Here is a 13064-nt window from a genome sequence, read left to right on the forward strand (position 1 = left end):
AAAACCTCAAATAAAACAAATGCTTTAAACTTTAATTATTTCAATTTAATCTGATAAACCGCCGTGCTACCGCTCACTTCATTTCCAACCACCAACAAAGGTTAAGCATTGGGCAAATCTTTGGCGGCAATAAAAATCAGATCTTCAGGTCCCACATCGCCTTGTTTAATCACATCAGCGCCGAAATTTGTAGTTTCATGTTTTCATTCGTCTTTTATTAAAATATGACCAATTTATAAACATTAGGTTGCATAGAGATGAAACTTTCATTGCATTTTTCTTGCAATTTTTTGGCTCAATTATGCAAAGCTTTTACTACATCTGAATGGCAATATTCATTTAAACTGTTTAAAAATCTCAGCTTTATTGACTTATGAATAGCACGCCAACACATCAGGCTTTACAACCCGAATTTAGACTTCTTGTGCTATTGGTCTCTATTGGCTTTTTTATGCAAGGGCTGGATACGACCATCGTCAATACAGCAATCCCTGCTATGGCGAGAAGTCTAGGTGAAGACCCACTTCAAATGCATAGTGTGGTCGTGGCCTATGTCTTGTCCGTTGCGGCGTGTATTCCCTTAAGTGGTTGGTTGGCCGATCGTTTTGGCGTACGAAATACTTATTTCACAGCCATTATTATTTTTACGTTAGCATCGCTAGGCTGCGGCATGGCCAATAGCCTGAATGAGCTGCTGGTTTATCGGGTAATTCAGGGCATAGGTGGCGCATTACTGCTACCTGTTGGGCGTTTGGCAATGCTCAAAGTGATTCCTCGGACACAGTTTTTATCGGCCATGAGTCTGATGAGCCTTGCCGGTTTGATTGGCCCCTTAATTGGCCCTACCCTTGGCGGTTGGATGGTGGAAGTCGCAACATGGCATTGGATCTTTTTAATTAACATTCCAATGGGACTGCTAGGGGTACTCATTACCTTTAAAGCCATGCCCAATGTGACCGAACCGAGCGTACAACGCTTCGACTTTATGGGTTTTGTCTTATTGGTCGTCGCCATGGTGGGGTTATCGTTAGGCATTGAAAACTTTGCCAGCCCGCATCTGCCGCTATGGTGGAGCCTGCTTTTAGTCGCTGCGGGGATCATCGCCAGTTTGATCTATGCCTTTCATGCACATACCCACGCCAATGCGCTGTTTCGCAGTAAATTATTTCAAAATCGGATCTATGCCATCGGTATTATCGGCAACTTCTTTGCCCGCCTTGGCGGCAATGCCATGCCATTTTTGATTCCCTTAATGCTACAAGTGGCTTTTGGCTTTGAGCCATTTATCACAGGTTTATTGATGATACCGACGGTACTCGGTTCATTGGCATCCAAACCGATTATTCGTCAAATTATTCAACGCTTTGGCTATCGTAAAGTGTTATTGGTAAATACCTGCTTGGTCGGCGCTTGTATTTGCAGTTTTGCGCTCTCTACGGCTGAAACCCCCACATGGTTACGTGCCTTACACTTTTTTATTTTTGGTATTTTAAACTCGCTGCAATTCGTTTCGATGAATACCTTAACCCTCAAAGATTTACCCCAACAAGATGCCAGCAGTGGCAACAGTTTCTTGTCGATGATTATGATGGTGTCGATGAGTATCGGTGTGGCTTTGGCAGGGACTTTAGTCAACGTGTTTACGGCCTATTATGGTCCTGCACAAATCGAAACGGCATTCCATAGCACCTTGATTTTACTCGGCTGCATTAACCTGATTACCGCAGCGATTTTTTGGCAAATTCCTAAACATGTGGATGTCTAAACCTGTGTCATCGGGCAAATCTATGACAGTTCAGCCCTTAAAGGGTTATGATAAAAAGGACACTTGGATACATTTTCATGCCTAAAAAAGCCAAATCACGTACCTCTAAAAGTTCATTCAAAAAATACACCCCAATTATTGCACTCAGCGCTATCAGCGGCGTCATGGTGGTGGCTGGATTGGGTTATTTAGCTGTGATGCCACATCGCCCTGCATCTGCAGAAGAATATCCCGTCAAAGGCTTTGATGTTTCTCATCATCAAAAAGATATTCAATGGTCAAAAATTTCACCTAAAAAATACCAATTCGTTTATCTCAAAGCTACGGAAGGTGGTGATTTTAAAGATCGAAAATTTCAAGATAACTGGTTACAAGCGCGGGAAAACGGCTTTTTAGTTGGGGCCTATCATTTTTATCGTCTGTGCCGTGATGGCAAGATTCAGGCAGAAAATTTTATTGCTTCCGTGCCGAAAAAAGCCGATGCCCTTCCTCCCGTGATTGATTTGGAATATGACACCAACTGCATTAACACCTACAGCAAAGAGCAGTTACTCAAAGAAATCACTTATATGCATGATCGCTTGCACCGCCATTATGGCAAACAACCGATTTTTTATACCTCGAAGTCTTTTTATAATATTGTTTTAGCTGGCGAGTTTAAACAGACGCCGCTGTGGGTCCGCGAATATAAAGGCCCACCCGATCTAAAAAACAATCCGAAATGGCTGATTTGGCAACATACTAATCAAGGAAAAATTCAAGGCATCTCGACCACCGTCGATTTAAATGTATTTTCAGGTGATGCCAATGCATGGACTGATTTTTTAGACAAAAATGGCGTTTCCCCGATCAAACCCCGTTGATTTATTCACCGACTCAGGACAACATCGAAGCAAATAATCTATGAAAACTGAGTCGCAGGATGCGTATTTTAAAAATTTTTCTTATTATATTTTCAGTCTTTATAGTCCTCGCCATCGGCGATGTTGGCTTATATGGTCCAACCTTCGGGGACCTTGGCAGCGTTTAAAACGTGGCATTATCAACATCCCACACAAAGCACTACAGATACTCACTCAGCGACACCCTATCACGTCAAATTCTTTGGCGTTTCGACCTTACTGTTTGACGATGGCCAAGAGCAAATCCTCATCGATGGCTTCTTTACTCGTCCATCGCTTAGTCAGACCATATTCACTCAGATTCAAAGTGATCAGCCTTTATTAAAAAGCTATATCGACCAATACGACTTAAAACTCACACGTGTTATTTTCGTGACTCATTCACATTATGATCATGCGCTCGATATTCCAATGTTGGCCCACCAGCTCCCCAAGGCCATGATTGTCGGCTCTAAAAGCACCTTAAATATCGCACGGGCAATGCCAATCAATGAATCACAACTACACGAAGTTCAAGCTTGGCAACCGATGCAAATCGGTAAATTCACCATTACTGCCATCCCCTCGCAACATACTCCGCCAACGGCCGTTAATGATGATTTGGGGGAAGAAATTTCGCAGCCACTGCAACTCCCTGCACATTTTAGTCAGTTTAAAGAAGGTGGATCATATGACTATCTCATCCAACATGGGCCACATTACAGTTTAGTCAAAGCCAGTACAGGTGCTGTGCCCAAACAGTTGCAAAAACTAAAAGTCGATACCTTATTTTTAGGCATCGCTCAGCTTTCCAAGCAAACGACAGTGTTTCAACAGCAATATTTCAAAGAAACCTTAGCGACTCTTCAACCCAGCACCGTGATTCCAATTCATTGGGATAATTTTATCAAACCACTGAATCCAGAGCTCGAATTTTTACCCCGCTTTGCCGATGACACCCCTCAAAGTCTAAATCTATTGATACAGTCGGCAGCAGCTCAAAACACCAAGGTGGTTTTACTCAGTCAACCTGTGTCGTTCGAGTTAAAAAATTGAGGAAAGCGTTGGATTGACTGTGCGATACTGACATTCAATTTTTAGGCACTGATCTAACTAGGCATGAGGAAAATCATACATATCGACATGGATGCATTCTTTGCATCAGTAGAGCTGCGGGAACGTCCAGAACTCAAGCAGCTTCCTGTTGTTGTGTCTTCACATCACCCTCGTGCAGTCATCTGTGCCGCATCCTATCCTGCACGTGAATTTGGTTTACGTTCTGCAATGTCGATGGCACAGGCCCGTAAACTCTGCCCACAGGTCGTGGTGATCGAACCTAATTTTGAAAAATATCGTGCTGTTTCGGCGCAAATTCATGCCATTTTTCAACGCTATACGTCGCTGATTGAGCCACTATCTTTAGACGAAGCTTATTTGGACGTCACAGAAAATTTACAACACATTCCGAGCGCTACCGAAGTCGCTATGCGAATTCAGGCAGAGATTTTACAAAGCACTGGTTTAACTGCCTCCGCAGGTGTCGCGCCCAATAAATTTTTGGCTAAAGTCGCTTCTGATTGGAACAAACCTAATGGCATTTGTATTATCAAACCTTCACAAGTTCTGCATTTCATCCATGACTTGGCACTGAAAAAAATTCCTGGTGTGGGAAAAGTGACTCAAGAAAAATTAAAAGCCATGCAACTCAATACATTGGGTGATTTACAACAAATTGAAGAAGCCGTTCTGATTCATCATTTCGGTAAATATGGACGACAACTTTATCTGTATGCACAAGGGATTGATGAACGACCGGTCCAATCTAGCCGCGAGCGTCAGCAGATTTCAAAAGAAACCACTTTTGATGATGATCTCACCCTGAACCAATGTCAGCCCTATTGGCCCAAACTGATTGACCAAGTTTGGTCTAGTTTAGAAAAAAAGCAGTTAAGCGCGCGCGGTGTATCGGCCAAATTAAAACTGAAGAATTTCCAAGTGCTACAGCACAGTAAAAGTTTTAAAACGTCACTGAATCATCGTGAAGACCTTGCGCAGGTGTTGCAGCAATTACTGCATGAAATGCATATTTCTGAGGACGATCAATTTCGTCTGATTGGCGTAGGTGTCTATCAATTAAGTGCGCAAAACCAAGAAGCACAACTTTCGCTGCTCTAAAAACTTCAAGAAGATCGTATTTGCTTAAGATTTAGGCAGAAGAACAAAATTAAAGCAATTTGCTATTCACAAAGCCTAAAATTAGAGTACTCTATCAGCGCACTACATTATCCGTGTATGCGCTGAGATGCTGAAAATCACCTTTACTTTCAGCATGCTGTCCTGTGATTGGCGTGACGATCAAATCCGAATATTACAGGGCAACTCTGTTGTCAATCATGGAATACCCCGCTGTATGCCTTCTGCAAAAACTGCTCCAAATATTCAAAATATTTCACAAAATCAAGAACAACGTGCGCGTAAAGCCGCATTAAGTAGCTTCATTGGTGCCGTAGTCGATTGGTACGATTTTTTACTTTATGGCATTGTTGCCGCACTCATTTTCAAAGATCAGTTTTTCCCCAGTATTGGCAACAATATGGGAACCTTGGCAGCCTTGGCGACCTTTGGCGTCGGCTTCCTGTTCCGCCCCTTAGGCGGCATTGTGTTTGGACATTTTGGTGACAAACTGGGTCGGAAAAAAATGTTGGTGCTCACCGTGATCCTGATGGGCATTTCGACTGTCGGTATCGGTTTATTACCCAATTTTGCGGCCATCGGTTGGTGGGCCCCGATCCTACTCGTGACACTTCGAGCAATACAGGGTTTTGCGGTTGGTGGTGAATGGGGCGGCGCTGCTCTGATGGCAGTTGAAAATGCCCCGAAAGGCAAAAAAGCCTTTTACAGCAGTGGTGTACAAATTGGCTATGGCGTCGGACTCGTTCTGGCAACAGGCGCTGTGTCGTTGATTATTGCCACTTTGGGTGAAGATGCTTTTGCTGATTGGGCGTGGCGAATTCCCTTTATTGCCAGTATTGTCTTGCTGGCTATCGCAATGTGGATTCGACGTGATCAAGACGAATCACAAGAATTTGTCGACCATGTGGTCAAAGCTCAGCAAACGCCGCAAAAATTACCGATTCTGCAAGCGATTAGCCAACACCCCAAAGCCTTTTTCTACATTATTGCACTGCGCTTGACCGAGTTACTCACCATGTATTTGGTGACGAACTTTGCACTGAATTATTCCACCGCTCAATTGGGCATGGACAAACAGTTCTTCCTCAATATCACCTTAATGGTTGGTGCCATTAGCTGCTTCAGCATTCCCCTATTTGCGTGGCTAGCAGATCGATTTGATCATCGTAAGATGTGTGTATTGGGTGGCTTAATTGGTGCGCTTTCGGCCTTTCCTTTCTTTATGGCCCTTGATGCACAAAATACTTGGCTGATTATTGTCGGTGCAATTTTCCTTGCCAATATTGCCCATGATATGGTGGTGAGTGTACACCAGCCGATTTTTACCTCCTTGTTTGGTACCGCCTATCGCTACAGTGGCGCAGGTGTCGGCTATCAAGTGGCTAGCATTATCGGTGGTGGCTTTACCCCAATGATTGCAGCAGCTTTGGTGATTTGGGGTGATGGTTCATGGCATTATGTGGCAATCTACCTTGCTGTCGGCTGTTTATTGACGGCCTTAGTTGCAGCTACAATGCCTAAAACTCAAGATTAAGTGACCTTTTTGCTTTCAGGATATTTCGCATGACCATCCAACGCCTGCATGTTTCAAAACGCTTTTCCGAAATCGCTATTTCTGGTCAATTGGTTCATTTGGCAGGTCAATTGGCAACAGACCTTGATTTAGACATCAAAGGACAAACACAGCAAACATTTGAGATCATTGATCAATTCCTTGCAGATGCCGGCACAGATAAAAGCCACATTATGTCAGTGACCATTTATCTTAAAGATATTGAACAGGATTATGCCGCATTCAATGAGGTATGGGATACGTGGGTGTCAGACATTGAAGCATTACCACGGACTTGTATCGAAGCCAAATTATACGACCCGCGTGTACGGGTAGAATTAACGGTCGTAGCCATTAAGCCTGAATAACAATAAAAAAAGCATGTCTGAAGACATGCTTTTTTTGCAAAAGACTTTGCTCTTTGAATCCCTAAGATCCAATAATTTTGATCTTTTTACGTTCCAAATCTGAATATAAATGATATTTTTTCAGATCATTAACCGGTACAAATGGCGCTTGTACACGCTGCTCATTTAAGAAATCTTCGCGTAATTGAACGTACTCAGGCACATCATCATAACGAATGACCCGATAGCCTGCCAAAGCGAGCAAAGCATCTTGATATTGCGACTGCTGCATCCGTTTTAGCACCATCGGATCATCTAAAGCGACGATCGCCAAGATCTGATGCTGTTCATCTAAGACGACAAAGTCCGCCACCATATTTCGATACTTGTTCCGCGTACGATAATATTTCGTGGTCAACAGTGCATCAAAAGACACATGCGCGAGGATCGTATGCTTAGGCAAAATTTCTTTTAAACGCGTGTAGGTTAATTGCTCATTAATGTTGAAAATAGCACGTTGTTTCAATGCGCTATCTTGTTGCTTAGAATCACCTTCTAAACTTTTCCAAGCCATTATGAGCACACAGAAGAGTAAAATACTCCCTATTACTATGTATATAGTCATCTCATAATCCTTTATATTTCTTATATTTTTGGTTTTTGACATACTTCTTTTGAAGACGAAGTATACAACCAGTATTATTTTTTTAATTTCCTATTAAAAAAAATAACTCTAACTTTCACACAATACGTATTTAAACTGACAAAAAGTTGCAAACTTAAAGCGTTAAACATCACATGCCACTTCGTTCAGAGTAATAGCATCCATTGCTATATACAGATACTTTAGATCATTCGCTAAAACGACAGCAAGTGCATTTCCTCTCACTGTCAGACAATTCCGATAAGCTGTCAAATTTTGCTCGTATTTCATTGAGATAACCGACACACATATGACATTGAGCTTGTAACAGCATATAAAAATGCAAACTGTCTTATGCTGCCGAGCATAACACCCATAAAAAAAGACACCGAAGTGTCTTTTTTTATTTAATCATTTTAAGCGCGTGATTTAGGCTTCGATTTTCCTTTGGGTTTCGGACCGCCAAAAGGTTTTTTCGCATCACCCGTTTCACGCGGCGGCAGACCAGTATGCTGCGTCAAGATTTGACCGCGCTCAGGACGCTTCTTGGTATTTGAAGGACGCGATTGAGCAGCCTTCATCCGATTACCTTGTTCGCCTGTACGTTTTTGTGAATCACCCGCAATGCTTGAGTTCTTTTTACGTGCAGATTGGTATTGGCCCTCAGCACTACCCGCAGGCTGATACGTCGGAATCAAATGCTGTTTTGAGTTCCCTATCAGATCCTGACGCCCCATTTCTTTAAGCGCTTCACGTAGCAACGGCCAGTTGTTTAGATCATGGTAACGCAAGAAGGCTTTATGCAAACGGCGGCGTTTTTCACCTTTCACGATATCGACATTTTCAGTATAACGCGCCACTTTAGCCAGCGGGTTTTTACCGGTGTAATACATGGTCGTTGCAGTCGCCATTGGTGATGGATAGAAGGTTTGCACCTGATCGGCACGGAAACCATTCTTCTTCAGCCAAATCGCCAAGTTCATCATGTCATAGTCCGTCGTACCCGGATGCGCTGCGATAAAGTAAGGAATGAGATACTGCTCTTTCCCTGCTTCCTTACTAAAACGATCAAACATTTGTTTGAAACGGTCATAGGTCCCGATCCCCGGCTTCATCATCTTCGATAATGGGCCTTTTTCGGTATGTTCTGGCGCAATCTTCAGGTAACCGCCAACGTGATGTGTCACCAATTCTTTGACATATTCTGGGTTTAACACCGCAAGGTCATAGCGTAAACCAGAACCGATTAGAATCTTTTTAATCCCCGGCAATGAACGTGCTTTACGGTATAACTGGGTTAAAGGCGCATGATCGGTGTGCAAGTTTTGACATACACCTGGGAATACACACGACGGCTTACGGCAGTTCTTTTCAATCTCAGGATCTTTACATGCCAAACGGTACATATTGGCCGTTGGGCCGCCTAAGTCAGAAATGATCCCGGTAAAGCCCGGTGCTGTATCACGAATTTTTTCAACTTCACGCAAAATCGATTCTTCAGAACGGTTTTGGATGATACGCCCTTCATGCTCTGTAATTGAGCAGAAGGTACAGCCGCCAAAACAGCCGCGCATAATGTTCACAGAGAACTTAATCATGTCAAAGGCAGGAAAACGCGCTTCACCATACGCAGGATGTGGCAGACGTGCATAGGGTAAATCAAACACGTAGTCCATCTCTTCCGTCGTCAATGGAATCGGTGGTGGATTTAACCAGACATCACGTTCACCATGCTTTTGTACCATCGCGCGCGCATTGCCCGGATTGGTTTCCAAATGCAAAATACGGTTGGCATGTGCATACAATACGGGATCATTCGCCACATCCTCATAGGCAGGTAAACGAATCACAGCCAATTCACGCGGCGGCAATTTATGCTTAATGGCTTTTGATGCAGGCTGCAGCTGCACGATTTGCGTATCGGCGTCTAAGTTATCGCCTTCACGAACAATCGGATTTGCTACCGCTTCTTTTTGGAAGCCTTGATATTGCGTAACGCTGTCTTTGCCTTTTTCGATTTCACAGCCTTCAAGGTCTTCGGTCATCACATACGGGTTAATGATCGGATCGACACGGCCAATCGCATCGACATCATTCGATGCGATTTCAACAAACTTCGCTTTTGAAGCTCGGTTATTTTTATTCACAATAAATGCAGTACCGCGGACATCCGTAATCTCTTGGATTTTTTCACCGCGGGCCAAACGATGCATGATTTCAGTGATTGAACGTTCACCATTACCATACATCAACAGGTCGGCTTTCGAGTCCATCAATACTGAACGGCGGACTTTGTCTGACCAATAATCATAATGCGCAATACGGCGCAGCGAGGCTTCAATACCGCCCAATAATACAGGCACATCTGGATAAGCTTCACGCACACGCTGGCAATATACCGTTGCTGCACGGTCTGGACGTTTATTCGGTTGACTATCTGGAGAATACGCATCATCCGAACGGATTTTACGGTCAGCCGTATAGCGGTTGATCATCGAATCCATGTTCCCTGCAGTCACTCCCCAAGCAATATTTGGTTTACCCAATACACGGAATGCTTCTACATTAGTCCAGTCTGGCTGAGCAATAATCCCGACACGGAAACCTTGCGCTTCAAGGGTACGGCCGATGATCCCTGAACAGAATGATGGATGATCGATATACGCATCACCACAAACCAAAATAAAGTCGCAGCTGTCCCAACCGAGTTGATCCATTTCTTCGCGTGACATCGGCAAAAATGGCGCAGGGTCAAAACAAGACGCCCAATATTTGTCGTAATCAAACAACGCTTTTGGCGCAGTCTGCATAGTATAAGCAGTAGACATGGCTAGCAATTCTCGGCTGGCAGATGGAATGATCTGAAAAAAGATCAAAGAAGATGAAAGCCGATCATTTTACCATGAATTCCATTCATCATGCTTGATTATAATTTATACAATAGCTACAGAATCATTGAATTGTTTTATATAGACATCAGATGTAATCGTGCTGTAGCACAACTATAAAACAAGATTTAAATAAATCATTTGTAACTTTGCTTTAGTTTAAATCAACCTAGAATGTGCCATGAGTTATCGCATTTTTATTCAACATTAAAGCCTGCGCCTGTTGAAATTGAATGTGCATTTCAGGTAAATATTTTTCAATATAAATCTTACGCTTATCTATATTGTCTTGAGTCATCAATGGTTTTACATCAAGCATTTGACGGCGTGTCGTTTCCTGCTGATATTTTTGCCAAAAACTCAATGCTGCATTTGGATCAAAGCCCGCTTTCGACATCAGATCAAGTGCAAGGACATCAGCTTCTAGTTCAAAATTTGAAACTTTAGGCAAAAAAACAGCTTGCCCAGTCACACTACTGGCCGCAGTAGCAAGCGCACCGATACCCGCAGTTGAAGAAATCATCGCCACCTGACTTGCAAACAGCAAGGAAATCTTCTCACGATGATGATCACGCAATGCATGTGCCATTTCATGCGCCATCACAAATGCCAATTCATCTTCAGTCAGCTTTAAACTCCAGTACAAACCCGTATTAATGACAATTTTCCCACTTGGAAAACCATGTGCATTTAAATCTTTATTTAAATTCCCACTGACTTGCCAATCCCATTGACTCGAACCTTGACGGTAAAACTCCGCATTTTGCTTAAGTTTATTTAAAACCTGATCCAATTTCGGATCTATGATCAAAAGTTGTTTGTCTTTCGCCTGATGAATAAATTGTTGATAGGTTCTATCTGCCTGTTTAGTTAATAACTTTTGAGGAACGATAAAAAACTGTTTACGCTCTGCGCCTGTTGTCCCTAAATTCGTGGTACTTGCACAAGCTGAGATTAAGATAAAAACTAAAGCCACCATTAAAATAGTTATATTTTTCATAATCACCTTCAGTTTAAAACCAATGATGATCTATATATAATTCCAACTAAAAATAAATTCAAAAAATATGAACAATACATATAAATAATAAATATCAATAACTTGAAAATATATTATATTTTAAAAAATGATAACCAAAAATATTTTATTTATTATATTGTGATGCGTTTCATTATTATAAGGCACCTTTTAAAAGAAATATTAAACCAAAGTTATATAATCATAAAAATAGTAAATTCAGCCATTTTTATAGTGTTATTTATATTAAAAAATAGATGTAAAACGAATATTAAATAATAGCTTATTCACATATTTCTATTTTAATTTATTCAATTTTATTGCTAATAAGAAACCGATCATCAAGATAACAGCAATAAAGCTCGTCAACCCAATCCAACCAGAAATTTCCCAAACCAAACCACTACTGCTACCCAAAATACTAGAACCTAAGTAATAGCAAAATAAATATAAAGATGAACCTACGGCACGGTATTGCAGGGATTGAACTGATACCCAACTACTTGCCGTGGAATGCGCTGCAAAAAAAGCAAAAGTGAATACAATCAGCCCCAAAATGACTGACCAAAATGCCGGAATGAGCATGATCAACAACCCCAACAGCATCATGATCAGCATCGAAGGTAAAACTTTTGCCCGGCCAAAGCGTTTCCCCCAACTTGCAGCCCGAGGTGAACTATATATTCCTGCCAAATATGCTATGGAGATTAGTCCAATCCATGTTTGAGAAAGTTGATAAGGTTCTTCTAATAGGTGGTAGCTCATATAGTTAAATATAGAGACAAAACATCCCATGAGGATAAAACCTTGAAGGAATAAGATTCTAAGCTTAGGATCTACTAAATTTTTAACGAAAGATTCATAAAATCGGTTGAAACGAATGGGATAAGCTTGAAAATGTTGAGATGCCGGAAGTAATAAAAAGAACGCTGTTGCTATACATAGATTAATGATGCCGATAATTATCATGGCATTTTGCCAACTAATATAATCAATCAATACCCCGGCAATGAGACGGCCGCCCATTCCTCCAATTGCGGTACCCGATATATACAGGCCCATTGCAAAGCCTATATCTTTTTGCGCAATTTCCTCTCCAATATAAGTCATTGCAACAGCAGCTACACCGCTAACACTTAATCCGATCAGCACGCGATTCAGTAAAAATATTTCCCAAAGTGGAAATATGGAACTGATTATTAAAAGTGACGCCGCCAAAAATAAAGCGGTGACCATCACAGGCTTGCGGCCGAATCGATCTGAAATTAAACCAGTGAAAAGTAGTCCTATTGCTAAAGCAATAGTAGAAAAAGATAAAGGGAAACTGCTATGTGTCGGACTGACATGAAAATAATCCGCAAGGATGGGCATCATCGGTTGTACACAATACAACGATGAAAAAATTGCGAAGCCAGCTAAGAATAAAGAAAATAAAATGGCATGAAATGGCCGTGTGCCATATTCAATATATGGAGAATTTGAGGCTAAATCAGACATGAGCTTTCCATCAATGACAAGGATAGTATACGCCTTTCTGCCTTTAATTTAAAAATCACATAAAAATGAATGAAGAATTCTTTATTTTCTCCCCATTCCCTCCCTTTTCATCACACATAAAAAAACACCCCCTGAGATATCAGGGGGTGTTTCGAATAATGAGCTGGCGATGACTTACTCTCACATGGGTAACCCCACACTACCATCAGCGCTAAGAGGTTTCACTTCTGAGTTCGGGAAGGGATCAGGTGGTTCACTCTTGCTATTGTCGCCAGCACAA

The 13064-nt window shown here is 41.9% G+C and carries 10 protein-coding genes and 1 rRNA gene; 6 read left to right on the forward strand and 5 right to left on the reverse strand.

Annotated elements, in window-relative coordinates:
• Nucleotides 1–373 precede the first annotated feature (373 nt).
• From mdtD to FTU13_RS04710, 6 genes are all read left to right on the forward strand, one after another.
• On the forward strand, nt 374–1765 hold the full coding sequence (mdtD, locus tag FTU13_RS04685; protein ID WP_180127006.1) for a multidrug transporter subunit MdtD: 1392 nt from the start codon (nt 374–376) through the stop codon (nt 1763–1765).
• A gap of 77 nt (nt 1766–1842) precedes the next feature.
• Complete coding sequence (locus FTU13_RS04690; protein ID WP_180127008.1) at nt 1843–2628, forward strand: GH25 family lysozyme; 786 nt, start codon at nt 1843–1845, stop codon at nt 2626–2628.
• Nucleotides 2629–2760: 132 nt separating this feature from the next.
• Complete coding sequence (locus FTU13_RS04695; protein ID WP_257226713.1) at nt 2761–3702, forward strand: MBL fold metallo-hydrolase; 942 nt, start codon at nt 2761–2763, stop codon at nt 3700–3702.
• 63 nt (nt 3703–3765) lie between these two features.
• Nucleotides 3766–4821, forward strand: a complete 1056-nt coding sequence (gene dinB / locus FTU13_RS04700) for a DNA polymerase IV (RefSeq protein WP_180127012.1) — start codon at nt 3766–3768, stop codon at nt 4819–4821.
• Between the two features lie 235 nt (nt 4822–5056).
• Complete coding sequence (gene shiA / locus FTU13_RS04705) at nt 5057–6373, forward strand: shikimate transporter (RefSeq protein ID WP_180127043.1); 1317 nt, start codon at nt 5057–5059, stop codon at nt 6371–6373.
• A 29-nt stretch (nt 6374–6402) separates the two neighbouring features.
• A complete protein-coding gene (locus tag FTU13_RS04710) occupies nt 6403–6759 on the forward strand; it encodes a RidA family protein (RefSeq protein ID WP_180127014.1) in 357 nt (118 codons plus the stop codon).
• A gap of 61 nt (nt 6760–6820) precedes the next feature.
• Here the strand turns inward: FTU13_RS04710 and FTU13_RS04715 are convergent, their stop codons facing one another.
• From FTU13_RS04715 to rrf, 5 genes are all read right to left on the reverse strand, one after another.
• Nucleotides 6821–7363 (reverse strand): DUF2726 domain-containing protein, encoded by a 543-nt coding sequence (locus FTU13_RS04715; RefSeq protein WP_078189487.1) that lies wholly within the window; start codon nt 7361–7363, stop codon nt 6821–6823.
• 434 nt (nt 7364–7797) lie between these two features.
• Entirely contained in the window at nt 7798–10209 is a 2412-nt protein-coding gene (locus FTU13_RS04720) for a YgiQ family radical SAM protein (RefSeq protein ID WP_180127016.1), read from the reverse strand.
• 229 nt (nt 10210–10438) lie between these two features.
• Nucleotides 10439–11269 carry a M48 family metallopeptidase gene (locus tag FTU13_RS04725; RefSeq protein WP_180127017.1) on the reverse strand — a complete coding sequence of 277 codons (831 nt, stop codon included), beginning with the start codon at nt 11267–11269 and terminating at the stop codon, nt 10439–10441.
• A gap of 315 nt (nt 11270–11584) precedes the next feature.
• On the reverse strand, nt 11585–12784 hold the full coding sequence (locus tag FTU13_RS04730; RefSeq protein WP_180127019.1) for an MFS transporter: 1200 nt from the start codon (nt 12782–12784) through the stop codon (nt 11585–11587).
• A gap of 161 nt (nt 12785–12945) precedes the next feature.
• Nucleotides 12946–13060 (reverse strand): 5S ribosomal RNA (rrf, locus tag FTU13_RS04735).
• Nucleotides 13061–13064 lie beyond the last annotated feature (4 nt).

The sequence above is a fragment of the Acinetobacter sp. YH12064 genome (assembly GCF_013419735.1).
Lineage (GTDB): Bacteria > Pseudomonadota > Gammaproteobacteria > Pseudomonadales > Moraxellaceae > Acinetobacter > Acinetobacter amyesii.

Bases quoted from the DNA above. Each gene is read 5' to 3' on its own strand.
- FTU13_RS04730 (WP_180127019.1), bottom strand. From the start codon at position 12,784: ATGTCTGATTTAGCCTCAAATTCTCCATATATTGAATATGGCACACGG.
- FTU13_RS04715 (WP_078189487.1), bottom strand. From the start codon at position 7,363: ATGACTATATACATAGTAATAGGGAGTATTTTACTCTTCTGTGTGCTC.
- mdtD (WP_180127006.1), top strand. From the start codon at position 374: ATGAATAGCACGCCAACACATCAGGCTTTACAACCCGAATTTAGACTT.
- FTU13_RS04695 (WP_257226713.1), top strand. From the start codon at position 2,761: ATGGTCCAACCTTCGGGGACCTTGGCAGCGTTTAAAACGTGGCATTAT.
- FTU13_RS04690 (WP_180127008.1), top strand. From the start codon at position 1,843: ATGCCTAAAAAAGCCAAATCACGTACCTCTAAAAGTTCATTCAAAAAA.
- FTU13_RS04710 (WP_180127014.1), top strand. From the start codon at position 6,403: ATGACCATCCAACGCCTGCATGTTTCAAAACGCTTTTCCGAAATCGCT.
- FTU13_RS04725 (WP_180127017.1), bottom strand. From the start codon at position 11,269: ATGAAAAATATAACTATTTTAATGGTGGCTTTAGTTTTTATCTTAATC.
- shiA (WP_180127043.1), top strand. From the start codon at position 5,057: ATGCCTTCTGCAAAAACTGCTCCAAATATTCAAAATATTTCACAAAAT.
- dinB (WP_180127012.1), top strand. From the start codon at position 3,766: ATGAGGAAAATCATACATATCGACATGGATGCATTCTTTGCATCAGTA.
- FTU13_RS04720 (WP_180127016.1), bottom strand. From the start codon at position 10,209: ATGTCTACTGCTTATACTATGCAGACTGCGCCAAAAGCGTTGTTTGAT.